Annotated in this window: 35 protein-coding genes; 30 read left to right on the plus strand and 5 right to left on the minus strand. The window is 33.6% G+C overall.

What is annotated here, in order from left to right; translation table 11 throughout:
• Positions 1-56: 56 nt before the first annotated feature.
• Positions 57-221 (minus strand): YjzC family protein, encoded by a 165-nt coding sequence (locus tag DOK76_RS12360; RefSeq protein WP_206968221.1) that lies wholly within the window; start codon positions 219-221, stop codon positions 57-59.
• Positions 222-462: 241 nt separating this feature from the next.
• Here DOK76_RS12360 and DOK76_RS12365 point away from each other — a divergent pair, with 241 nt between their 5' ends.
• The 23 genes from DOK76_RS12365 (at position 463) to DOK76_RS12465 (ending at position 15,641) form a co-directional block, all read left to right on the plus strand.
• Positions 463-1,086 (plus strand): capsid assembly scaffolding protein Gp46 family protein, encoded by a 624-nt coding sequence (locus DOK76_RS12365; protein ID WP_206968223.1) that lies wholly within the window; start codon positions 463-465, stop codon positions 1,084-1,086.
• A gap of 22 nt (positions 1,087-1,108) precedes the next feature.
• On the plus strand, positions 1,109-2,002 hold the full coding sequence (locus DOK76_RS12370; RefSeq protein ID WP_206968225.1) for a phage capsid protein: 894 nt from the start codon (positions 1,109-1,111) through the stop codon (positions 2,000-2,002).
• A gap of 17 nt (positions 2,003-2,019) precedes the next feature.
• On the plus strand, positions 2,020-2,373 hold the full coding sequence (locus DOK76_RS12375) for a phage head-tail connector protein (RefSeq protein ID WP_206968227.1): 354 nt from the start codon (positions 2,020-2,022) through the stop codon (positions 2,371-2,373).
• The gene (locus DOK76_RS12380; RefSeq protein ID WP_206968229.1) at positions 2,364-2,681 is read left to right on the plus strand and encodes a hypothetical protein; all 318 of its coding nucleotides are present in this window, start codon (positions 2,364-2,366) and stop codon (positions 2,679-2,681) included. Before DOK76_RS12375 ends, DOK76_RS12380 begins: the two co-directional genes overlap by 10 nt.
• Positions 2,674-3,009, plus strand: coding sequence for an HK97-gp10 family putative phage morphogenesis protein (locus DOK76_RS12385; protein WP_206968231.1), 336 nt, complete (start codon positions 2,674-2,676; stop codon positions 3,007-3,009). The genes DOK76_RS12380 and DOK76_RS12385 overlap by 8 nt, the downstream gene beginning before the upstream one ends.
• Positions 3,009-3,416, plus strand: coding sequence for a hypothetical protein (locus DOK76_RS12390; RefSeq protein WP_206968233.1), 408 nt, complete (start codon positions 3,009-3,011; stop codon positions 3,414-3,416). Before DOK76_RS12385 ends, DOK76_RS12390 begins: the two co-directional genes overlap by 1 nt.
• A gap of 10 nt (positions 3,417-3,426) precedes the next feature.
• Positions 3,427-4,014: a phage tail tube protein gene (locus DOK76_RS12395; RefSeq protein ID WP_206968235.1), complete on the plus strand. Its 588-nt coding sequence runs from the start codon at positions 3,427-3,429 to the stop codon at positions 4,012-4,014.
• A 120-nt stretch (positions 4,015-4,134) separates the two neighbouring features.
• The gene (locus tag DOK76_RS12400) at positions 4,135-4,644 is read left to right on the plus strand and encodes a tail assembly chaperone (RefSeq protein ID WP_206968237.1); all 510 of its coding nucleotides are present in this window, start codon (positions 4,135-4,137) and stop codon (positions 4,642-4,644) included.
• A gap of 35 nt (positions 4,645-4,679) precedes the next feature.
• Positions 4,680-5,048 (plus strand): hypothetical protein, encoded by a 369-nt coding sequence (locus DOK76_RS12405; RefSeq protein ID WP_206968239.1) that lies wholly within the window; start codon positions 4,680-4,682, stop codon positions 5,046-5,048.
• Positions 5,049-9,119, plus strand: coding sequence for a tape measure protein (locus DOK76_RS12410; RefSeq protein WP_206968241.1), 4,071 nt, complete (start codon positions 5,049-5,051; stop codon positions 9,117-9,119).
• Positions 9,116-9,832 carry a hypothetical protein gene (locus tag DOK76_RS12415; protein WP_206968243.1) on the plus strand — a complete coding sequence of 239 codons (717 nt, stop codon included), beginning with the start codon at positions 9,116-9,118 and terminating at the stop codon, positions 9,830-9,832. The genes DOK76_RS12410 and DOK76_RS12415 overlap by 4 nt, the downstream gene beginning before the upstream one ends.
• Positions 9,832-11,265, plus strand: a complete 1,434-nt coding sequence (locus DOK76_RS12420) for a phage tail protein (protein WP_206968245.1) — start codon at positions 9,832-9,834, stop codon at positions 11,263-11,265. The genes DOK76_RS12415 and DOK76_RS12420 overlap by 1 nt, the downstream gene beginning before the upstream one ends.
• Before the next feature lie 5 nt (positions 11,266-11,270).
• The gene (locus DOK76_RS12425) at positions 11,271-11,906 is read left to right on the plus strand and encodes a hypothetical protein (RefSeq protein ID WP_206968247.1); all 636 of its coding nucleotides are present in this window, start codon (positions 11,271-11,273) and stop codon (positions 11,904-11,906) included.
• The gene (locus tag DOK76_RS12430) at positions 11,906-12,193 is read left to right on the plus strand and encodes a hypothetical protein (RefSeq protein ID WP_206968250.1); all 288 of its coding nucleotides are present in this window, start codon (positions 11,906-11,908) and stop codon (positions 12,191-12,193) included. The genes DOK76_RS12425 and DOK76_RS12430 overlap by 1 nt, the downstream gene beginning before the upstream one ends.
• Positions 12,190-12,504: a hypothetical protein gene (locus tag DOK76_RS12435; protein WP_206968251.1), complete on the plus strand. Its 315-nt coding sequence runs from the start codon at positions 12,190-12,192 to the stop codon at positions 12,502-12,504. Before DOK76_RS12430 ends, DOK76_RS12435 begins: the two co-directional genes overlap by 4 nt.
• Position 12,505: 1 nt before the next feature.
• Entirely contained in the window at positions 12,506-13,000 is a 495-nt protein-coding gene (locus DOK76_RS12440) for a hypothetical protein (protein WP_206968253.1), read from the plus strand.
• Between the two features lie 12 nt (positions 13,001-13,012).
• A complete protein-coding gene (locus tag DOK76_RS12445) occupies positions 13,013-13,336 on the plus strand; it encodes a hypothetical protein (RefSeq protein ID WP_206968255.1) in 324 nt (107 codons plus the stop codon).
• 19 nt (positions 13,337-13,355) lie between these two features.
• Complete coding sequence (locus DOK76_RS13280) at positions 13,356-13,469, plus strand: CD1375 family protein (protein WP_255521771.1); 114 nt, start codon at positions 13,356-13,358, stop codon at positions 13,467-13,469.
• Between the two features lie 37 nt (positions 13,470-13,506).
• Entirely contained in the window at positions 13,507-13,623 is a 117-nt protein-coding gene (locus DOK76_RS13285) for a CD1375 family protein (protein ID WP_255521772.1), read from the plus strand.
• Between the two features lie 49 nt (positions 13,624-13,672).
• Positions 13,673-14,083, plus strand: a complete 411-nt coding sequence (locus tag DOK76_RS12450; RefSeq protein WP_206968256.1) for a phage holin family protein — start codon at positions 13,673-13,675, stop codon at positions 14,081-14,083.
• Positions 14,084-14,135: 52 nt separating this feature from the next.
• The gene (locus DOK76_RS12455) at positions 14,136-14,387 is read left to right on the plus strand and encodes a hypothetical protein (protein ID WP_206968258.1); all 252 of its coding nucleotides are present in this window, start codon (positions 14,136-14,138) and stop codon (positions 14,385-14,387) included.
• 2 nt (positions 14,388-14,389) lie between these two features.
• Positions 14,390-15,199 carry an N-acetylmuramoyl-L-alanine amidase gene (locus tag DOK76_RS12460; protein ID WP_206968260.1) on the plus strand — a complete coding sequence of 270 codons (810 nt, stop codon included), beginning with the start codon at positions 14,390-14,392 and terminating at the stop codon, positions 15,197-15,199.
• A gap of 196 nt (positions 15,200-15,395) precedes the next feature.
• Positions 15,396-15,641, plus strand: coding sequence for a hypothetical protein (locus tag DOK76_RS12465; protein ID WP_206968262.1), 246 nt, complete (start codon positions 15,396-15,398; stop codon positions 15,639-15,641).
• Positions 15,642-15,688: 47 nt separating this feature from the next.
• Here the strand turns inward: DOK76_RS12465 and DOK76_RS12470 are convergent, their stop codons facing one another.
• The 4 genes from DOK76_RS12470 to DOK76_RS12485 all read right to left on the minus strand — a co-directional run bounded on the left by DOK76_RS12470 (position 15,689) and on the right by DOK76_RS12485 (position 17,213).
• On the minus strand, positions 15,689-15,910 hold the full coding sequence (locus tag DOK76_RS12470; protein ID WP_206968264.1) for a hypothetical protein: 222 nt from the start codon (positions 15,908-15,910) through the stop codon (positions 15,689-15,691).
• 3 nt (positions 15,911-15,913) lie between these two features.
• Positions 15,914-16,228, minus strand: coding sequence for a DUF5960 family protein (locus tag DOK76_RS12475; RefSeq protein ID WP_206968266.1), 315 nt, complete (start codon positions 16,226-16,228; stop codon positions 15,914-15,916).
• Complete coding sequence (locus DOK76_RS12480) at positions 16,225-16,503, minus strand: hypothetical protein (RefSeq protein ID WP_206968268.1); 279 nt, start codon at positions 16,501-16,503, stop codon at positions 16,225-16,227. Before DOK76_RS12480 ends, DOK76_RS12475 begins: the two co-directional genes overlap by 4 nt.
• A 371-nt stretch (positions 16,504-16,874) precedes the next feature.
• Entirely contained in the window at positions 16,875-17,213 is a 339-nt protein-coding gene (locus DOK76_RS12485) for a zinc ribbon domain-containing protein YjdM (RefSeq protein ID WP_206968269.1), read from the minus strand.
• Positions 17,214-17,539: 326 nt separating this feature from the next.
• On the opposite strand from DOK76_RS12485, the gene mltG reads away from it, so the two are divergent.
• The 7 genes from mltG to DOK76_RS12520 all read left to right on the plus strand — a co-directional run bounded on the left by mltG (position 17,540) and on the right by DOK76_RS12520 (position 23,012).
• Entirely contained in the window at positions 17,540-18,727 is a 1,188-nt protein-coding gene (gene mltG / locus DOK76_RS12490; RefSeq protein ID WP_370590136.1) for an endolytic transglycosylase MltG, read from the plus strand.
• A 164-nt stretch (positions 18,728-18,891) separates the two neighbouring features.
• A complete protein-coding gene (gene greA / locus DOK76_RS12495; protein WP_370590137.1) occupies positions 18,892-19,365 on the plus strand; it encodes a transcription elongation factor GreA in 474 nt (157 codons plus the stop codon).
• Positions 19,366-19,516: 151 nt separating this feature from the next.
• Positions 19,517-20,248: a cell wall-active antibiotics response protein LiaF gene (gene liaF, locus DOK76_RS12500; protein WP_206968275.1), complete on the plus strand. Its 732-nt coding sequence runs from the start codon at positions 19,517-19,519 to the stop codon at positions 20,246-20,248.
• Positions 20,245-21,324: a sensor histidine kinase gene (locus DOK76_RS12505; RefSeq protein WP_206968278.1), complete on the plus strand. Its 1,080-nt coding sequence runs from the start codon at positions 20,245-20,247 to the stop codon at positions 21,322-21,324. Before liaF ends, DOK76_RS12505 begins: the two co-directional genes overlap by 4 nt.
• Positions 21,317-21,949: a response regulator gene (locus DOK76_RS12510; RefSeq protein ID WP_206968280.1), complete on the plus strand. Its 633-nt coding sequence runs from the start codon at positions 21,317-21,319 to the stop codon at positions 21,947-21,949. Before DOK76_RS12505 ends, DOK76_RS12510 begins: the two co-directional genes overlap by 8 nt.
• 34 nt (positions 21,950-21,983) lie before the next feature.
• Positions 21,984-22,649, plus strand: a complete 666-nt coding sequence (locus DOK76_RS12515; protein WP_206968282.1) for a potassium channel family protein — start codon at positions 21,984-21,986, stop codon at positions 22,647-22,649.
• Positions 22,650-22,724: 75 nt separating this feature from the next.
• Entirely contained in the window at positions 22,725-23,012 is a 288-nt protein-coding gene (locus tag DOK76_RS12520) for a HesB/YadR/YfhF family protein (RefSeq protein WP_206968284.1), read from the plus strand.
• Positions 23,013-23,060 lie beyond the last annotated feature (48 nt).

A 23,060-nucleotide genomic window follows, 5' to 3' on the forward strand; every position in this document is an offset into this window, starting at 1 on the left:
ACGGTTTATATTACACTCTCGAAAGAACTACGTTTATGAAACGTAGTTCTTAATGTCTATTTCTTTACCCATTTGTTCCCTGGTTTTTGTGTTGGAGGAAGCCTGTCACCCTGATCTATATTAACTTCTCTAGCTTTAGGTACGGTGCCACCACGCGGGCCAACTTCCTTGTATTTACCTTTCGCTTCATTATCAGTGCCTGGGGGAATAAGTCTACTCATTAGTATCACCACCTTGTCATTATTTCAACGGACCACTCGTTGATAAAATAATTATATCAAGGTGCTCGGATTAATAACATGTGTAACTAAAGTAATCTGACGATTGCTTTTTTATTTTGTCCAAGCCTTATGACGTTAAAAGATGTGGCAAGTCCAAGCCTAATGACTTTTGAAAAACTTTGCGGAAGTGCAAGCATTTAACACTTAAAAAAAGATATGGAATAAGAAAGGATTGATTTGAGTGTTTAAAAAGAATTTACGGAATAATTTATTCAAGTTTGAAGGTGACACAGGTTCAAATGGTGGAAGTGATCCAATCAATACTGAAGAAGTGTCACCTCAAATTAATTTGGAAGAATTATCAGACGAACAACTTAAAGTTATTAAAAAGAAATATGGTTTTGTAGATAATGATGAGGTCGACAACATCATTAAAAATAAAAAACAGCGCTGGGAACAAGACGTTGAACGAGCTAAATTGTCAGAAGATGAACGTAAAAAAGTTGAAGAGGAAGAGCTAAGAGCGAATTATCAAAAGCTCTTAGCTGAGCAAGAAAGACGTAATCGATCTGATGCAGCAATCACAATGCTCAGTAAAGCCCAAATGCCAGTATCTCAAGATATTTTAAATCTAGTTGTCCGTGATTCTGATGAAGAAACGCAAGAACAAGTCAATGTCCTTTCGCAGTTTTACACTAAAGGAACATTGGAGGCAGCGAATGCAGTCCGTGATGAAGTAAAGAATGGAGCGTATCCATCTTTTAAAAAGCCTTCATCAACTGGATTAACAAAAGCCGACATTATGGCGATTGAAGACGATACTAAACGGATTCAAGCAATTGCTGAAAATTCACATTTATTTTAATTAAAGGAGAGGGAAGATTATTATGCCACAAACACCAAACACAAACGTTGCACAAGATTTAGGAAAAGCAACATCGATTGATTTTGTTGAGAAGTTTGCTAAGAATATTAATGAACTGCTTAAAATTTTAGGAGTTTATCGTAAATACCCATTGTCAGCTGATTGCGTATTACGCCGTTATAAATGGACCACAACTATGGCTGATGGAAATGTAGGAGAGGGAGAAGTAATTCCATTAAGTACCGTTAGACGTGAAGAGTTACCACTTGAACAATTAGTATGGCAAAAACATCGTCGTAAAGTAACTGCTGAGGCAATTGCTCGTCACGGTCAACAAATTGCTATTGTTGATTCTAACAATCAAATCAGACGTGAACTACAATCTGATTTCAATAAGAAACTAATAGGATACTTAGGGGAAAATCCTCAAAAATTAAAAGCGAATAGCTTACAAAAAGCTTTAGCATCTGTTTCTGGTAAGTTACAAATGATTGAAGAGTTTGATGGTGCTAATTTTATTTACTTTATCAATCCAGAAGATGCCACTGATTATTTAGGAGATACGCCAGTTGGAGCTAATGCTTCTAGTATCTTTGGTATGACTTTATTAGGAGATTTTTTAGGAGTGGGTAACATTGTTTCGTTGCGTGGAATTCCAAAAGGTAAAGTTTATGGTACTGCAGTAGATAACTTAGTTCTGGCTAGCCTAGATATGAATGCTACTGGATTGGCTGGTATTTTTAATTTTGTAAGTGATGAAACTGGCTATATCTCAATCGGTACTGAGACCGAGATGAATACCTTAACAACTGATGCTATATTTGTTTCAGTTACTCAATTGTTTGTAGAGATTCCTGAAGGTGTGTTTGAAGCAACTATTACACCTGCAAAGCCAGCTCCAGAAGGAACAAAATAGTTTAGGAGTGTGATTGTATGGAAGAAAATAAAGTAAGAGAGACCTTACTTTCAACAATCATTATTAGTGAAGATGAGAAACAAGAAATTGAGAGTGTGTTGGATAATTTAGTATCTGATACACTCTCTGAATTTTTAGTCCTCATGAGAGTGGAATCAATTAATGAAGTTCCTAATAAGTATCTATTTATTCCGAAGAACGTATTTAAAGCTAGATTTAGTAGATTGGGTAAGGAAGGGATAGAAAACTATTCACAGTCTGAACAGTCGTTTACTTATGACATGAGCGATTTTAAAGAATATTCAAATATCATAATTGATTTTGTTGATTCTAATGTCGAAAAACATGGAGTTGGTTTGCAATGGTTTTAGATCAAACAAAGAAAGATGTGAGGGTTTACGATTCTAAACAAAAATTTGTTAACAAAGGAACGGCAGAAGTGACTGATGTAGGAGTTAAGCTATCTAATGAATTGAGCAGTGGTGTGACTGATGCACGAAATACTGAAGAAATTGTAGTCAGATTTCTCTATAAAAAATTTTTAGGAACAAAGGCGGGCTTTATTAAAATAAAAGGTGATAGTAATTTATACTCAATTACAAAAACAGTCAATGTTTTAGGTAGTACCACTTTTTATGCTCGCAAATCTAGAGAATTGGATAAAACAGAAGATGTATAGTTTAGAGTTTAAAGGAGTTACTGAGCTCCAGAGAACCATTGCAACTGCACAAAAATTAGATGACGTGAAGAAATTAATCAGGCAGCATACTGCTAATATGGCTAGGATTACATCACGTCTAGCACCAGTTAAAACTGGTTTTATGAAGCGTTCGTTGGTAACTAGTATTGTTGATGGTGGGTTAACTGGTATTGCGGAGTTTTATGCTGAGTACACACCTTATCAAGAATGGGGAACAAGGTGGATGCCAGGTAAATTCTTTTTAAAACGAGGATTTGAAACAGCATCAAATGAGTTTATCTCTGATATGCAAAGGTTGGTGAAGTAATGTTTCCAAAGTCAGAACTAAGGCAACACATAATTAAATTAGCACAAGAAGTTTTAACTGATGTTGTAGAGTCACCAGAAAATCATGTATTCGACCATATTCCAATGACTGAGTCAGATTATCCATTTATCGCAGTAGCTGAGTGTTTTGAAGAAAATACAAGCACTTCAACAAGAACCTTAGTGAGAGATAACTTTATTATTCATGTTTTTAACTATTGGGAGAAAACAACTGAAACTGAAAAAATTATCTATGAATTAAGTAAAGCTATTTATGAGAATGATAACAGTGGTAATTGGATTTGGTTGGTTACAAAGTGCAATAGTGAGTACACTGGAGAATACGATAAAGAATTTAACATGTATCTAGGACATGCGATTTTAGATATAACTTTAGAAAATAGTTAGGAGAATGAAAATGAGTAATTATCAAGTCGTTTCAAGTAAGCAACGATTGTTATTAGTTAAATTAGAAGAGGAACATGCAACAAGAGATGCTATTATGATTCCTTTTCAGTCTAGCACAGAATGGAGCATTGAGAATTCTAGTGAGAGCGATACGACAAAACAAGGTAATGTTCAATCAAGTGGTGTTTCAAATGAGACATTATCATTTGAGGCATTAGTAACTCGTGTCATTAATGAAGCTTCAGAAGACGATCCTGATTTAACTCGTATGTTAGAGTATGCTGTTCGAGAAGGAAAGAAAGTTTTTATTTGGGATGTTGATTTTGGTGCTAAACCTAAAGATATTACAGATAGCGAAGCGAAGTTATACCCTTCTAAATTTGCACCAGTTCAGTTAACAAGTGCTACAAGCTCTTTTGGTGAGGGCAATGGTAATATGAAATATGAAGCAACTGCCGATTTCACTGTTTATCATGATGCGACAGTATCACCGTTGAATAATGCCATCGCTACTGAATACTTCTTTGACACAATTAAAGGCTCACCAAAAGTTACAACAGGTTTAGAAACTTACAAGCCTAAAACTGAAAAAAAGTAGGTGAGTCTACAATTGATAAAAACGTGGACGTTAAAACACAAGAAGTAACAGAAGAAAATAAAACTAAAAAGTAAAGCTGGGATAATCTATCCTAGCTTTTTTTGATGAGGAGAATGTGAGATGGCTAAGGGAAATAAAATATTAGAGATGCCTAAAAAGATGATGGATAAAACAATCAAGATTGGTGACAAAGAAATCAAGTTAAACTTCGGTTTACAGTATGCTTGTGAGTTAGATAATTACATGGAAATTGAAGCGGCTCAAGCTGGCATTGATAACATGGTGGCTATTGCGACATCGTTAATTGTCCGTAAATTTACAGTTTTAGTTGATTTGATGTCGTTTGCTTTAAAAGGAACTGATGCAACAGATGAGGATTTACAAACTTATTTAACTGAGCAGGCGTTAACCGATGAAGGATTGGAGCCACTATTTAATCTTTTTTTTACGAACTTAGTGGCAAACCCATTCATGAAATCGAAAATCAATCAGAATATGACGATTATCAATCAAGTGGTGGAAATGAACGAACTTCAGAAAGTTGCTCAGGAAGAACAGATGAGTCAAATCTTGAAGGAACTGAACAAGGAAATGGAGCAAGCGAAAGCATTGATAGCAGAAAAAGAGTAAAACTTCCAAGTTTTGAGCAATGTTGTATGGAGTTGATGGTTTATTATCCATCATTTGATATGGATTATTTGAGAACAATGCCGTTAACTGAGTATTTTATCAGAACAACTAGCATAGAGCTTAAGTACAACCGAGAACGTTTTGAATCTGCTAAGTCGATTATTGACAATCGTTTAGCTACTAATATGACTCACAAGCAAGGTGACAGAGAATTATTTAGCGTCACCAACCCTTTACAGATTCATGATTATCTTTACTTTAATGAGTTACTAAAAGGCAATGTTGCAGTCAAATCGGAGTTGGCCAAACTACCTCAAGAAATTGAAGCAGAAAATGTGAAAAGATTCTATGAAATCAAAGCTCGTAAAGTAAAAGAGTTTGAGGAAAGGAGGAAGGCAGATTAGATGGCACAAGAAAAAAGTGTGACAGCCATACTGCAGGCTAAAGACAAAAGTTTTAGTTCAACATTTGGCAAAGCTAATAGTTTACTCGGAACGTTTGCTGGTGAGAATGCTAAAGCAAGTGGTCAAACTAAAGGTTTCTTAGGCTCTATTAAAAACGTTGTTGGTGGTTTAGGTCTTTATAAAGTAGCTTCAGCAGCTGCAACAAGAGTCACCAATTCAGTCACAGGAGCGATGTCACGAACTGACACGCTCTATTTATTTAATCGAAATATGACTGAAATTACGGGTTCAACAACAATCGCAGCTCAGAAACTAAAAGAGTTATCTGCTACTACTTCAGATACTGCCTACTCACTAGATTCAGTAGCTAACTCAACTCAATCATTTGCTAATGCGAATATTGATGTTGGTAAAAGTATGCAGTATTCAGCACGTTTTATGGATTTAGTTAGTCGATATGGTGATGGTACTAATGAAACATTTAAGCAAGTAACGCTTCAAATGACTCAGATGGCTTCGAAAGGAAAAGCCAATCTAGGTGATATTAAATCGGCAGTAGAGGCTCAAATTCCTGTATGGTCAATTCTATCAAAAGAGACTGGTAAAAGTGTTCAAACAATCCAAGATGAAATATCTGCTGGTAAGTGGACATCAGAAGAGTTCTTTGACACGTTAATGAAAGGGTCAGAGAACGCAGCAGGAGCCGCAAAAGACGGTGCTAATACATGGGCTGGAGCTATAGGTATTATGAATTCTCGTTTTACTTTGGGAATGACTAATATTTTAGGTAGCGTTCAAAAAGTTGGTGCGGCTTTAACTGGTGATAAATTCGGTGTGTTTAAAAGTATCACATCAATTGGCACATTTGCTAAAGAAAGCATGACTAAAGTTGGAACTGCTATTGAAGGAACGATTCCTTTTTTCATGATTTTTAAAAGTACAGTTGATAGAGTTATCGAACCAACCAAACAAGCATTTAAGTCTGTAACTGATAATGTCGGATTCATGAATTTAGAGTTTTCTAAAACAGATGCATTAACGTTATTCAGCAGCGTTGTAAATAAAGCAGCTGATAAAGTGATTCAGTTTGCTAACTTTGTTGACAGAAACAGTGAAGCAATAGGAAAGCTTATTGATAAGATACCTGAAGCAGTTGTAGCTATCGGGACATTAAAAACGATCAATAGCGTAACAAGTTCATTTGCTAATTTTGGTTTAACCATTAGTGGAACGGTTATGAGTGCGTTGGGTAGATTGAATACAGCAAATAGTATTGTTAACTCAAGTTTAGTCGTTCCAATTCAAAATGGAATGAAAACAATAGGTTCAGCAGTATCAACTACTGGTGGATCGTTTATTTTATTTAATAGTAACTTAGTTACTAGTTTCAGACAGATAAGACAATTTGATAGCACTGGAAGTCTTTTTAAGGATTCAATGAGAGCGATGGATAGTGCTTTAGATTTATCTGGTAATAAGTTCACTCAATTCGCTTTTAAGTTATTACACCCAGTTCAATCAATAAATACTATGAAATCTAGCTTAATGCTCTTATCAGCTCAAGCAGGTGGAACAGGAACTGTTATGAGCGGTTTAGGCATTAAAGTTAGTGGAGCTTTTAAAAATATGGCAACTGTTGGAGTAGGTGCAATCAACTCGCTGACTGCTACGATGTTAAGTAATCCTATTACTGCTATTTTAGTGGGGATTGCTGCAACAGTTGCATTTGTTGCTTTGTCATGGAGATCAAACTTCATGAATATTCAAGGAGTTATAAAAACTTTTGCAAGTGGTGTTGGTAAGTCTTTGTCCGGATTAGGTAACATGTTCAAAGGACTTGAACCAGTTATTCAACCAGCAATAAGTATTTTCAAGGTATTAGGCGCAGTTCTGACAGGTGCTGTTTTGATTGGTATTGCAGCAGTGGTTGATGGGTTTAGAATGATGATTTTTGCAGTGACTTCTGTTGTCAAAGCAGTTCAAGCACTTAGTCAAGGATTAAAAGGATTGTGGCAACGAATTAAAGGTGATTCAGATGGAGCAGATGAAAGCTTCAAGAAAATGGAGAAGTCTATTAAATCAATTGGTGATGGTTTTGATGAGTTGAAAAACAGCAGTGCTTTGAAAGTTGCTTCAGAATCTATTCAACAGCTTGGAAAAGAAACAGAGAAAGCGGCAGATACAACCAAGCGTTCTGTTAAAGACATAATTGCCTTGACTGATGAGTTAAATGCTAAGACGAGTCAAATTAATTCAGAATTCAGTTTAGCTTTTAATGTTGACGGTCAGACAGAAGGTATTAAGAATTATGTTAATAGTGCTAATCAAATTGTGGAAGAATTTAACCAAAAACGATTAGCAATTAGCCAAAAATATAATGATTTAATCAATCAGGCTGAACAAGCTAAAGGTAAAGAGCGTGTGGCGCTTGAGAAGCAAGCAAACGACTTAATTTTAAGCCAACATGCAATGGGTAACAAGGGAATGATGGATTTAGCTCAAGAGTTTAGCGAACAGTTAAGAACCAATAAAAATATTGAAGGTCAAGAATTAACTAAAGAGCAACGTAATACGATGGAAGCTCAACTTCAAGTTATTCGTGACGGTCTAATGCAACAAAATGAGTTGTATGTTCAAGCTGCAATGCAAAGATTACAGAACAACGAACAACTATCACAACAAGAACAATCTGCTGCAGAAACAAATTTGAAAGCTTTATACGCTAACAGAACAGAGCAGATTACAGCGAATGAGCAAAAGATAGCTGAATTAGAAAAGCAACATAGCGAAGCTAAAGCAGAAAGTCAAAAAACAAATTTAAAAGCTCAGTTAGAAGCCTTGAAGCTAAATAATGAGCAGCTACTTCAACAACAACAATTATTTGGTGAGCAAGAACTTCAATTACTTCTAAATGGTAATGAGATGTCAGCTCAAGCTGTGTTGCAAGGATTGACAACTAGAAAAGATTTAACTGATGAACAACTCGGTTTAATTTTAGAATCTTTTAATCAATCAAATACAGATGTTGGTGAAACTCTTACCTTGTTAGCTGGCATCATGGAGCAAAAAGGTGGAGAGAGTGTTTCTAAATTGGCAGAAGCACTTCGTAGTCAAGACTTATCTATTATTGGTACAGAATTAAGTCAAGAAACAATTAACGGTATTAATTCATTGCCAAGTTCAATGTTTGTAAAAGGTAACGAAGGTAAAAATCAACTTATCACTGCTTTACAAAGTGGTGATTTAGCAGGGGTAACCACAGCATTAGTTGGTGAGGCAAAAGCTGGATTAGCGCCGCTACCTGGATCAATGGGAAATACTGGGACGGAATCAGGTAAAAATGCAGCATCATCTTTAGAAAGAACTAAAGGGCAAATGCAAAATGCAGGTAACTCAATAATGCAGGCTGGTGAACAAGGCGCTAAGTCTAAACTAGCATTATTTAATCCCATAGGCTTTCTAGCAGGTACTAATCAAGCAAGAGGATTATCTAATACAAAGGGAACTAATAATGCTGCTGGTGTCAGCATTGCAAATGCGGCTTATACAGGGGCTAACTCTAAAACAGGTGAGTTTAATTCTATTGGTTATAACATGGGATTAGGAGTTGCTTCTGGTTTAAACAGTTCACTTGGTGATGTGAGAGCCGCTGCTGATGCGGTAGTAGCTGAAGCAGAAAGAGCGGCTAGAGCTAAAGCTAAAATTAAGTCTCCAGCACGATTGTTCATGCCTATTGGAAATTTTATGGGGCGAGGAGTCGGAGTTGGTTTGATTGATTCAGTAGGATTCATTAAAGATAAAACTGATAGGCTGGTAAAAGCAATTACTAATCAAATACAACAAAATAAGAATTTAGATTTCGCTTTTAGTGGTGGTTCATCAGTAGTCAGAGTGGAAAGTATTTCTAAGTCAACAGTTAATAATGAACTGAGAAATCTACTTGAACAGGTCATTATAGCTATTGATAATGGTCAAAAAATTTATTTAGACAATGGTCAGTTAATCGGTGCTACGGATAAAGGCTTAGCAGATAAAGCTCAATTTAACAAAAGGAGGCGTATGAAATCATGAGTGACTTGATAACTGAAAAAATTATATTTGGTAGTTTTGATTCTGGAGATTTTGAGCTATTCATGATTGAACGAGATTGTCCTACTCCTTCAGAGAAAGAAGTAACCCTATCTATACCTTATGCTCAAGGAACTCATGATTTTTCTGCCTTACTAGGTGAACGAGTTTTTGAAAATAGGACAAATCGTTATGTTTTACGTCTTTATAACAAATCTTATGACGAACGAAAAATAGTTGAGAATAAAGTCAAAGATTTACTTTTATCTCAAAACTATAACCAGTTATTAGATACGCATGATCCTGATGGCTTCTGGTGGGGGAAATGCTCAAAAGTATCTTGTGATGATGACAATGAGTATAACAAGTTAACTGTTACAATCGAATTTGATTGCTACCCTTATTTCATGTCTCAGTTTAATTATTTCACTGATTTATGGGATAGCTTCAACTTTGATTATGATGTTGCATGTTACTCAGCCTATAATGTCACTAATCATAAAGATATCATTTTTATTAATAGTGGGAGTACTGCTTTAAGTCCAGTCATTTATGCAAGTAGCGAAATGAAGTTAAAAATTGATAAACAAATTTATCCTTTGAAACATGGAAAAAATCAAAATTATTTTATCAAGATTAAAAAAGGTCAAACTAAGGTATCTCTAATGGGAACTGGAAAGGTTATTTTCTTTATGAGAACGGAGTTGATGCGTTAATGTTTAGAATAATAGGTTACAAAGATTTTCAAAAGGAGAATCCTATTATTATTCATGAACCTTCAAATTTCGGAAGTAAAGTGACAAAAGCAGAGCTTGATCAAGAATTAAATATGATTGATGAATTAACCTTGAATATCCCACTAACTAATGATTTTTACGGTAAATCTGAACCATTAGTAACATGCATTGAAGTTTACGATGTTACTAGGGAGAAAAAAGTTTTTGATGGTCGTGTTATTAGAGTTGATAACTCTATGAATGGTGATGGAGAATTTAATCAAGAAATCACGTGTGAAGGTAAACTAGGATATTTACATGATTCAACGCAGAGCTTCAGGAGAACACAAATTACAGGTTTAAGAGACTATTTACAAATATTGATTAATAATCATAATAAACAATGCGAACCTCATAAACATTTCAAGCTACGAAATGTCACTGTCGAGGTATCTAATGATCGTATAAATCGGTCAATTGGATATGCAAAAACTTTTGAAACTATTAAAGATAAACTACTTGATCGCTTAGGTGGTTTTTTTGTTTTAGAAGAAATTAATGGTGTGATGTATCTTGATTATCTTAAGGAGTTTGGTAGACAAGATGAAACTCCTATTCAAATTGCTAGAAATTTAAAAAGTGCTTCGAAAGAAATAAATCCTGATGATTTAGCAACTGTCATTGTTCCTTTAGGTGAAGAAATAGAAACTAAAGATGATGGAAATTTAGCAGAAAAAGAGCATGATTTTGCTAAGGAAAGGTACACAATAAAAAGTGTTAATAATAATAGTATTGAATTAGTTGATGAAAAATTAGTCTCCACTTTTGGAAAAATAAGAAAAGCAGTTGTTTTTCCGAATAGCAAAGTCCCAAGTGAAATTAAACGACAAGGTCAAACATTTTTAAAAAATCAACGAGTCATGTTGATTGGTTGGGACGTTGAAGTCATTGAGTTGGGATTGATTGATTCAATGTTTAGTATATTTGAAGTGGGAAATTATCATCATATTCATAATGAATTTATTAGCCCAGTTGAAAAGCTTCAAATAACTAAAAAAGTAACTAATTTGATAAATCCAGCAAGTACTAAACTTTCTATAGGAAATAGTAAACGAACACTTTCTCAATATCAAAACTCTATGAATAGCCAAATTAAAGTGTTAGAACCAATGAAAGAAACAGTTCTTACAATGGAATCAACCGTTAAGGAGACTAAAAAACAAGTATTAGAAGGTAGTAAAAAAATAGAAGAAATAGAGGATGATTTTGAAGCTTTCGGTGGTAATCTGACTGTTCTAACCAATGACGTGGTAGAAGTTAAAATGTCAGTTGATCAGTCAAACAGTGAGTTTAAGGCTTATAAAAGCCAAACGGAGCAACAAATAAAACTACTTCAAGAACAAATTGAAGCTTTAAAAAATGATAAGAGGTGATACTGTTGATTAATTATGACGGTAATAGTAGTAAGTTCCTTGATACCTTTGCTGATCCTTCGATTGTTCCCGTGTTTAACGATAGAATTGCTACTGATCCAACAGAAGTTCCAGAAATAGAACAGGCTATAATAGATGGCTATAAAGATGAAATAGCTTTACGGTATGCTCAATTTATTCGAGGGAAAATGTATGGAAAAGATGTACGTGAGAGTATAACAAGATTTAATCTTTGGCTAGACGTGAGAATTAATTCTGTTGAGGCTAAAGGAAACCAAATTATTAGAGAGTATCAACAAATACAAAAAGAATTGGAAGATTTTAGAGAACAATTTGAGTTAATAGTATCTGGCACAACCATTGATGGGGAAGTTAAATTGTCTCGTCATTCCGTTTTTACAGGTAAAACTTTTGATTCTTTAAAAGCAAGATTGGATTTTATGGAAGCTGAACATTATCTCATTAAGATTGGAGAAATCAATAAAACAAGAACATTGATTGATAATGATTTCTCTAAAAATCATACAGTAACAAAAATCGACGAGGTTGATGTTTCTTTAAAAGTAAATCCAATTATTATTGCTACAGTAGATGACAATAAGCAAGATAGATTTAAATTAAGAAAGGTAGGTGTCATTTAATGGGAGTACCTAAAGTTATTTTAATGAGTACTAATGATGATGGCACCAAAGAGCAAGTTTATCCAGTTACTGACATTAATGCTATAGAGGGATTGGCAGAAGTTTTACAAAGTAACGAAGCTAAATTAGGTGTAACCTCAATTAATGGCCAAACAGGCGATGTCATTCTACCAGTATTAACTCAAAGTGATTACGCCAGAATAATGGCAATGGTTACTGCTTTTGAAGATGGAGAAATTGGTGGAGGAACTGGAAATATTATATTTGAAAGGGTTGACGAAGTATGACAGATATCGTATCGATAAAAGAAAATGGTTTGCAGGTCTTTCCTCAAACACATCAAAAAGCAGTTGTAGGGTTAACAGAATTAATAGATGAAAAGTTAGTTTCTGCAGGAACAGGATCTGTTACTTCTGTTAATGGAAAAACAGGAGTAGTTACACTAAATGCGGCTGATATTGGAGCAATACCTAAAGATACACCTATTCCCACATATCTTAAGGCAACTCAGACAACTGATGGTCTCATGAGTAAAGAAGATAAAAAGAAATTAGATGAATTACCTAAGATTACATTTACGAAAGTGGGGACTGTTTAGTATGGCAGATATTGTTAGGTTAGAAGAGAATGGTGTGACAAAATACATTGAAACACATGCTCAGGCAGTATCAGGATTATTAGAATTTATCAATAATAAATCTCAGGAAACAGTTATTCTATATGATGGAATCTCTACTGCTAAAGGTATTTATTTTGATGAGACACAAAACTACAATTTAGATCCTAATAGAGAATTACTAGCTTTAACAATTGTTTTCTCAAGATATGCAGTAGGAGAAGGTGTTAGAAACTATTCTTTTTCTCCAGTAGTAATCCCTGGAGACATTGTTAGAGAATTTCAAAAAGTATCACCAGCTTCTACAAGACACACATTCCAATGGGGAGTAGCATCAACTAATCAAAGTTTTAAAGAAATTGAATTCACTAAAAGTGGATTTGGTGGTAGTGCAAGAAATAAAGAAACAATTGCTAATGGTCCAGATAATCGTGTGATGGTTGCTAGATATATCAGTGCCACATACAAAAACAAATAGGAAGGGATAAAGATGAAACAATTTGTACAGTTAAATTATGAAGGCTACATTAGTGGTTGGTTTGATTCTAAAGATTTTGCTACATGTATTGAAGTGACAGCAAATCCAACACACGTTGGTTTACTAGATTGTGTCAAAGTTGCTAATGGTGTAACGATTTTAGATGAAGTAAAACAAAAAGAATTACTACAAGAAAAAGGCTCGCCAACTGAAATGGAACAACTAAAACTGGAAAACATAAAACTGAAAGAAATATTAGAAAATACTAAAGAAGATGTCACTAATACTCAAGTAGCTTTAACAGAAGTGTTCGAATTAATTGAAACTCTAATTTAAAAAAGGGATATAAGGTGAAATGGTTCAAGCTTATGTAAGTTTAGCTCAAAAGGGATTGAAGAAAATTGAAGAGGTTCCGAAAAAAATCAGAGAGGAGATTCAAGCTACCTTGGACTCAGAAATTCAAGAATAGAGTAGTTTTATTTTTACTTAGAAAGGATGTGAAAGTAATGGCCGTTGTTTATGTAACTTTAATTGTTAAAGGTAAAAAGACTTTAGATCAAGTACCATCTTCTTTAAAAGTCGAAGTAACTGAAATGTTGAAAGATTTAGAAGTCGAAGTCTAGCAAACGCTAGGCTTTTTGTTTTGGCTAAATTTATAGGAAGGTGGTAAAAATGCGAATGGAAAGTTTTTTTAGAGTGATAAGTCTATTTTTAGGTGGATTAGTTGGACTGTTATTTGGAGGGAAGAGTGTGGTACTGGGTGTTTTATTAGGATTTACAATTGCTGATTACATTACTGGTTTAATCGCTGGAGGAAGTACAGTTGGCTTATCAAGTAAAGTTGGATTTAGAGGGATTCGTAAGAAGGTTACAATTTTCATTATTGTAGCAGTAGCTCACGGTGTGGATATTGTATTAGGCTCAAATGACATGTTTAGAGATGCAGCTGTATTCTTTTACATCGCTAATGAAGTGATTTCAATATTAGAGAATGCTTCAAGAATGAATGTGTTAGTACCTAATAAATTTCAGGAAGCAATTAAGAGTTTATTGATAATGTCAGAAGAAAATAAAGAAGATTAGCTCTCATTAATTTGAGGACTATATTTTTGTAAATAATTTGGAGGACGTATAGATGAGAAATAAACAAAATTTTTTAGATGATGCAGAAAAAGTTATTAAGTCAGAATTTAAGGAGGAGTTAAACGTAGTTGAAGATGCAGCTCACACTATGAATCAAACCGGAATAGCTACTTATATTATTCCTAAAGACTTTACAAACACAAGTGAAGATGAACTCTTTTTATTTGAAGTAAAAAAAAGACCTAAAACAGATTATCCAGATGAAGAGATTGAAGATTACTTTTATATCGGGAGAGGTGAGTAATTATGTTGAAATTCAAAGACGCCAGTGATTTTAAAGGCAGAAATGTTGAAGAAAATCTTTATAACATTAAACTAAATTCTGATAGACTATCCGATTCAAGTGATATTATTTTATCAATTCACTTTAATGGGTTTAATGAAAAAGCAACAGGAACAGAAACATGGAGTTATTTAGGAGATAGTATTAGTAAGCCAATTGCTCAAAAACTCAGTAGAGAAATAGCCTCTGCACAAGGAATTGTAGATAGAGGACAAAAATCGACTACTAACTTATATGTTGTTAGTCAAACTAAAGCACATATGATTTTAATTGAAGTTTGTTTTTTGGATAACTACACTGAGATTAACAACTATATAAAAAATAAAAATAAAGTAATCAATGCTATTCTTAAAGTATGTGAGTCATATCCTCAATACAATTTTACAGCAACTCATGGCGGACATTATGGTCTAGGAATGATGGATCCAGGAGTTTCACGTCATGGATTTAAAGAAGCAGTGTTAGCTCAAGAAATAAATCAAGCATTACTTAAGAACAAGAAGATTCATACCAATCCATCTAAACCAGCACCAACTGCAAAACCACAAGAAAAAAATTATTATCAATCAGGACACTATTTTGAAGCTTTACAAGATTTAAAAACTTATAATAAAACTTTTTCAAAAGTCGATAAAACTTGGTTATTTAAGAAAGGCACTAGGTTTGCGGTACGCGAAATTATTAAAATGCCAAATGGAGCAACCCACGCTCAAGTAGCTGGTTTAGGTAACACTTATGTAACTTTAAGTAAAAAACACGTAAAACCACAATAATTAAGCGTATGTTAAAAACGAGTCTATAAAATGACTCCGTTCATGAAAAAAGACCCCACCAGTTTTGCTTGCTAGTGGGGTTGCTTTATTACAATTGATATGTACGTAACTTTTTTAATTAAAAATAAAACTTGATAATTATTACGTATATTCACATTGAAACTAAAAAAATATGAATATGAAAGAGTGATAATCGATGTCTGAAGAAATTAGAGTTTTACAGTTGTACAACAAGTTAGAAATGCTTTTAGAAAAAACTAACATCGTTTTGTTACCAGAAGAAAATATCATTATTGCAGAAAATAAAGGGAAATTAGAATATGCTATAGAAAATAATGTTAATCTTAAACAAGACGATTTAAATAAGTTAGAAAAGTTTTGCGTCGGATTAAGCCGAGAAATAGGTGATGCATTATCTGAAATGTTAAAATTATTAAAATAAATGTAAAAAGTACCCATTCTAAAAAATAGTTTGGGTATGTCTTTTATTTAAAATAGCATTAACTGATTCTCATTACAGTTAAATTTTTCAAGCGCAACATAATCACTCCTGATATTTAACCAATATCGCCAAGTATCTTCACCAATAGCTTCAACAGCGCTCTGACCAAACTCATCTAACTGTTTAGTAAATTCATCATGCGAGATCAATTCACTCTTAAAATCATCTAGTAACTCATTAAACAAACTTTTATAGAATTCATAATTCAAAACCTACACCTCATAACATTTCTCAAAATCGTATAAATATCGAATTGGACCTGTTTCATTTTTTGAAGGAGCTCCAACCTTAATATCAAATTTAAAATAGACCATTCTTCCTGTTTTTGAATATTGAGGGAGGAGAACAAAGTAATCTTTTCTAGTTTTTATCATCTCTATTAACATTTTGTTCATTCCATCAATAAATTCAATATCAGTATTAAAGTGCTTAACATAAGCTTCTTTAAATTTTTCTGAGTAAGGGTAGAATATTGATGAGGTTATACTAGGGACTTCAACAATACTTTGTCCTGAAAAATGAGTCATGCTAAACACCTAACAGCAAATTCTTTCTCAAACGATGTAGGATTTTTGATAAACATTTTTTCAACAACTAATTGTTTTCTACTATTATATCTACCGTAAATAGCAACCTTAGTTTTACCTTCATCTAGAAATAGGAGAGAGTTACATAAATTCTTATCGCTACATATACAATTAATTCTTTTATCATTAGTTAAAATGGTGAATCTGACTAGCATTTGAGGGTAATACGATAACATTCTGATTTTGTCAATAATTCCACTAGGATTATTTTGCATAGTAATCACTCCGTTTGTTTTGTTGAATCAATTATACAAACGTACGTTCGTGTTAGTCAAGCGAACAAGTGCTTAAAAAGTATTAAGATTAGTTTTCAAAATAGTTATCTTCTATTATAGATTTTTAGTTTGTAAATAAAAACTAACAAAATACTGACGAAAATCATTATTTTTTATTGAATTTCTGATAAAAGAATCATTCAAAACGTTATGATATCAATGGTATACAGTATCATAATAGTTTTATATCTTGGTAGGTGGCTGTAGTAGAGGTCTAAGTTCATTATTTAATGGTCTTAGGCTTTTTTTGCTTTCTAAAAAAGTTTTTAGAAAGCAAAAACACAGGTAGACAAGCTACCTGTGTTAACTAATTATAGTTTTTTTACAAATTCTGATTTTAATTTCATTGCTCCAAAACCATCAATTTTACAATCAATGTTATGATCGCTATCAACTAAACGAATGTTTTTTACTTTAGTTCCTTGTTTAATCGGGTTACTAGCGCCTTTAACTTTTAAGTCTTTAATAACAGTTACGCTATCACCATCTTGTAAAATGTTCCCATTAGAATCTTTGACAACAAAAGCATCTGTTGATTCCGTTGATTCTTCTTGAGACCATTCGTGTCCACATTCAGGACAAACAAAGAGACCTCGGTCTTCGTAAGTATAAGTTGATTCGCAATTTGGACAATTAGGTAATGTAGTCATAGTTAAGCTCCTTTTGTTATTTTCATAGCTAGTTTACCCTACTTTTTATAAAAAAGGAAGTTTATTCAAGAGGAAAGTTTTGATTATTAAGTATCGGTAAGAAAAACTATGATATAATAATCTCTAAAAGATTTTAAAACATGTTTGGAATTTGTAAAGAATCATGTATAATGATAGGTGCAAATTTAAAAATAGACGTTAAGGAGGACGACTTTTTGACTAATCAAGACAATGAATTTAACGAAAATGATAAGAGTCCAAAATCGGGTAAAGATTTTAAGGATTACGTGTTAAATTCTCTCCATGAAGAACCACGTGAAGATTCAATTGAAGCGGACGTTCAAAGTGAAGTTAATAATGAGTCTGAGGAACCAATAAAAAGTGAGACAAGATCAAATAGAGAAAATTCTGATAAATATACTAATAGAAAAAAAGAAAATAACATGGTGAAGAAAATCGTTATTATTGTTTCAGTAGCCTTGATTGCCACGATAACAGTAGCAGGTTTTTCATTCTATAGTTATTTTAAATCAAGTTTAAAACCATTAAACCCTAAAGATGATAAATTAGTACAGGTTCAAATTCCAATAGGTAGTTCAAGCAAACAAATTGGCCAAGTACTTGAAAAAGAAAAAATCATTAAAAGTGGTTTGGTGTTCTCATACTACGTAAAAATGAATAATTTGACAGACTTTCAAGCAGGTTATTATCAAATGTCACCAAATATGACTTTAGATGATATTACTAAAAACTTGCAAGCAGGAGGAACAGCTGAACCGGAAGCCTTAGCAGATGCTAAGATAACTATTCCAGAAGGCTATTCAATTGATCAAATTGCAGAGTTATTTGAAAAAGAAGCTGGCGTTAAGCAGGAAGATTTCTTAAAATTAATGAATGACGAAGCCTTCTTCAACGAAATGGTTGAGAAATACCCTAAATTATTAACAAGTGCTAAAGAAGCCAAAGATGTTCGATACCGTTTTGAAGGGTATCTATATCCAGCGACTTATAACTATTATAAAGATAAAGACTTAAAAGATATCGTAGAGCAAATGATCGTTAAAATGGATCAAGTGATGACGCCATATTACGACGCGATTGAGACGAAGAAATTATCCGTACAAGAAGTTTTAAGTTTAGCTTCGTTAGTTGAAAAAGAAGGTGTCTCTGAAGCGGACAGAAGAAAGATAGCTCAAGTGTTCTTCAACCGTTTGGCAATTGATATGCCAATTCAGTCAGATATTTCTATTCTTTATGCCATGGATGAGCACAAGGTTCATTTATCTAATAAGGATACACAAATTGATTCACCTTACAATCTGTACATTAACAAAGGACCAGGACCAGGGCCTTTCAATAACCCGAGTGAGGAAGCTATTGCAGCTGTCATGAATCCTGATCCAAATGATTTCATTTATTTCTTAGCAGATGTGTCAACTGGTAAAGTTTATTATGCGAAAACTTACGAAGAACATCTAGCTTTGAAAAAAGAATATATTGATGATAAAAATTAGAAGCAGTGAAAACGTTCATAAAAAATAAACTTTTAATGTTTACTTTTTATCTGTAACGTGGTAATCTGTTTGTTATATTGACAGTGAAAAGCTTTTCCAAGACATTTTGGGAAAGCTATTCATTTGTGAAACAACTTAGTAATGTTTTAAGGAGACGTGCGTCAATTATGGAAAAAGTATATCCAATGACTTTAGAAGGTAAAGAAAAATTAGAACAAGAACTTGAAGAATTAAAAACGGTTAAACGTAAAGAAATCGTTGAACGTATAAAAATCGCTCGTAGTTTTGGTGATTTATCAGAGAACTCTGAGTATGAGTCAGCTAAAGATGAGCAAGCTTTTGTTGAAGGAAGAATTACAACATTAGAGAACATGATTCGTTTTGCTCAAATCATTGATAACAATAACGTATCAAAAGATGAAGTATCAATTGGTAGAACAGTGACATTCATCGAGTTACCTGATGGTGACGAAGAAGAGTACACAATTGTTGGTAGTGCTGAAGCAGATCCTTTCTCAGGAAAAATTTCAAACGATTCACCAATAGCTAAAGCGCTAATTGGTCGTAAATTAAACGATACAGTTGTTATTAGTACTCCAGGTGGAGATATGGAAGTTAGAATCGAAAAAATCTCATAAAAACAAAAAGTTATGCTTATACTTAGCATAACTTTTTGTTTTCAAATTAGGACTAAAGTCCTAGAAGATTTTCCTTCTTTTGTGCTTTTAATAAATTCTATATTATAGGTATACTATAGTTAATATTGTAATAGAAAAGGAGCAGGTTCTTATGGAAAGCTCATGGAGATTTTTTATCATTACCGAGTTATTGTTACTGATTTGGGCTGCGTACCTTTTATTAGGTAATGTCCCTATCTTGTTATTTATGATTTTTGCTATTATTAATTTTGTCTACTCAATGAAAAAAGTTCATAAAACATCATTTAATCACTTTCAAAAGTTCGCTAGTTTGTTTGTGATTATCCTATGTTTACTTAGCACACCCGTTGTGTGGTTAATGCTTGTTTTAGCTGTGTTGTTTATTGGTCTTAAAGGAATTGAAGTGTCTGGGATTGAATTGTTTAACAATGCGCCTTGGCGAAAAAAACAAATTAAAATGGTGAAAACAGTTGCTAGTGAACCTAAATCAGGTCGTCGTTTTTCACGTCCATGGATTGGAAATCAACGCTTTGGTAATGATACTTATGAATGGAACGACATCAATATGTCGATTATTTCAGGAGATACTATTATTGATTTAGGTAATACGTTGTTACCTAAAGATGATAATGTGGTGATTGTTCGAAAAGGATTTGGAAAAACAAGGTTAATTGTACCGACAGGTATTGGAATTATGTTAGAACACTCAGCAATGATTGGTGAAGCAAGCTTTGAAGGTGAGCATTATCAACTTAAAAATGAGTCAATCAAGGTTTATAGTGATGACTACGACGAGTCTGCTCGTAAACTGAAGATTATTACGAATACGATTCTAGGTGATTTAGAGGTGATTCGTATATGAGGTCAAAAATAGGACGTCCTTTAACATTTTTCTACACTTTTTTAATGACTTTTCTTATTTTAACATTGACCTTGTATACTTATTTTTATGCGAAAAATCAGCACAAGTGGATGTTAGAGCTTGTTAACACCCGCATGTTCAGGATACCTTTACTTGTGTATATTATTGTGATTTCAATAGCTGTTAGTGGATTAGTTATGGGATTACTTTATATTTATAACCGAAGAACATTTAGTAAAATTGAAGAAAAAATGCAGCTTCTTGCTATAGGTAAGTACGATCACCCAGTTTTACAAGAAACGCTTGAAGCCAATATGGATGAGAGTTTGCTATCTGATTTAGATGCAGATATTACTACTGTAAAAGATAAGATGATTACGATGTCTAAAGAATTACAAGAGTTGAATAGTTCACCCAAAATGGTAGAAGGTGAATCTAAGGAAGAGCTGATCAAAGAGGAGCGTCAACGTCTTGCAAGAGAGCTACATGACTCAGTGAGTCAACAGTTGTTTGCTGCAACGATGATGTTATCAGCCTTAAATGAAGGTGTCTCTGAATTAGATGTTCCAGAAGTGGTTGAAAAACAAGTTCAAATGATTACGAACATCATTAATACCTCTCAATCAGAAATGAGAGCGTTACTACTTCATTTGAGACCGATTAATTTAGAGTCGAAAAGTCTGAAGCAAGGGATAGAGATGTTATTAAACGAACTTCAAACGAAAATTAATATTGAATTAATTTGGGATGTAGAAGATGTTAAACTGCCTAGCTCAGTGGAAGATAATTTATTTAGGATTGTTCAAGAATTACTATCTAACACACTAAGACATGCTAAAGCAAATTCTTTAGAAGTTTATTTGAAAAAAATTGATAAAACTGTTTTACTTAGAGTAGTTGATGATGGTAAGGGTTTCAATATGGATGACAAAAAAGTGGGTAGTTATGGTTTAAACAACATGAAAGAACGAGCTTCTGGTATGGGAGGAACTTGCCGAATTGTTAGCTTTGTAGGACAAGGAACAAGTATTGAAATAAAAGTACCAGTGATAGAGGAGAGTGAAATAGATGATTAAAACCTTGTTAGTAGATGATCATGAGATGGTAAGATTGGGTGTTTCATCCTATTTGATGATACAACCAGATATCGAAGTAGTTGGTGAAGCAGAGAATGGATTAGAAGGATACGAAAAAGCATTAGACTTAAGACCTGATGTCATTTTAATGGACCTTGTTATGGACGTTATGGACGGCATTGAGTCCACTAAAAAAATACTATCAGAGTGGCCAGAAGCAAGAATCATTATTGTCACTAGTTTTATTGATGATGAAAAAGTTTATCCAGCAATTGAAGCTGGAGCCGCCGGTTATTTATTAAAAACGTCATCTGCAAAAGACATCGCTAATGCGATTCGTTCAGCACATCAAGGCGAGAAAGTATTAGAGCCAGAAGTTACTAGCAAAATGATGGAGAAATTATCAAAAGCAAAAGAACATGTATTACACGAAGATTTAACAAATCGTGAGAAAGAAATCTTGTTATTAATTTCTGAAGGAAAGAGCAACCAAGAAATTGCAGATGATTTATTTATCACACTAAAAACAGTAAAGACCCATGTATCTAACATTCTGTCTAAATTAGATGTAGACGACCGAACACAAGCAGCGATTTATGCGTTTAAACATGGTATAGTAAAGTAGCGTAAAACAACGAATTAAGAGGAGACGATATAGCATGCGAAAATCATTCGCAATCATTGGATTAGGTAGATTTGGTGGCAGTGTCTGCCAAGAATTGATTAAATCAGATCAAGAGGTTTTAGCGATAGATAGTTGTGAGGATCGAGTAAATGAGTACATGAATATAGCAACTCATGCTGTAGTAGCAAATGCTCAAGATGAAGCAACTCTACGTTCTTTAGGTCTTAGAAATTTTGATCATGTGATTGTGGCTATTGGTGAAGATATTCAAGCGAGTATTTTAGTTACCTTAATGGCAAAAGAAATGGGTGTACCTAAAATTACAGCGAAAGCTCAAAATGAGTATCATGCCCGTGTGCTAGACAAAGTTGGAGCAGATATTGTGGTCCATCCAGAACGTGATATGGGAATTCGCTTAGGCCATAAGTTAACATCTAACAACATGTTAGACTTTATTGAGTTATCTGAAAATTACTCTCTTGCAGAAGTTATGGTAACCAATCGTAAATTTTATAATCGCACAATCGAAGAAATTAATTTTAGAAAACATTTTAATTTAACGATTGTGGCCATTCGTCGTGAGAAAAACGAATTAATCGTTTCACCTCCAGCAGACCAGATGATTATTGAGAACGATATTCTTTTAGTTGTTGGTCAAAATGATGATGTGGATTATTTAGATGAAAAAATGAACAAATAGCATTGAGCAAAAAGCTCTTTGCTTTTTTTTGATTGTGTTACAATAACTCTGTATTAAAGATGTGGAGGGGATTTAATGGAATTAACAATAACACCAGAAGCACTTGCTTGGTTCAAAGAAGAGCTATTACTTGAAAAAGGTGATAGTGTCAGAATTTTTGGTAAATACGGAGGAGCAACTAACGTCCATGTTGGTTTTTCAACAGGGATTGAAGTGACGACACCTCATCAAGAATCTCTTTCAAAAGAATTTGAAGGTATACGCTTTTTTACAGAACAAGGAGATGACTGGTTCTTTTCAGATTATGACTTAACCGTTTCTCTTAATGATGTAACTAAAGAACCTACATACACGTATAACTAAAAAAGTCACTTTCTCATTGAGAAAGTGACTCAGACTGTAGACAAAGTA

Origin of the sequence: Candidatus Vagococcus giribetii, from assembly GCF_017316185.1 — a bacterium.
In the GTDB taxonomy this organism is placed as follows: Bacteria; Bacillota; Bacilli; order Lactobacillales; family Vagococcaceae; genus Vagococcus; species Vagococcus giribetii.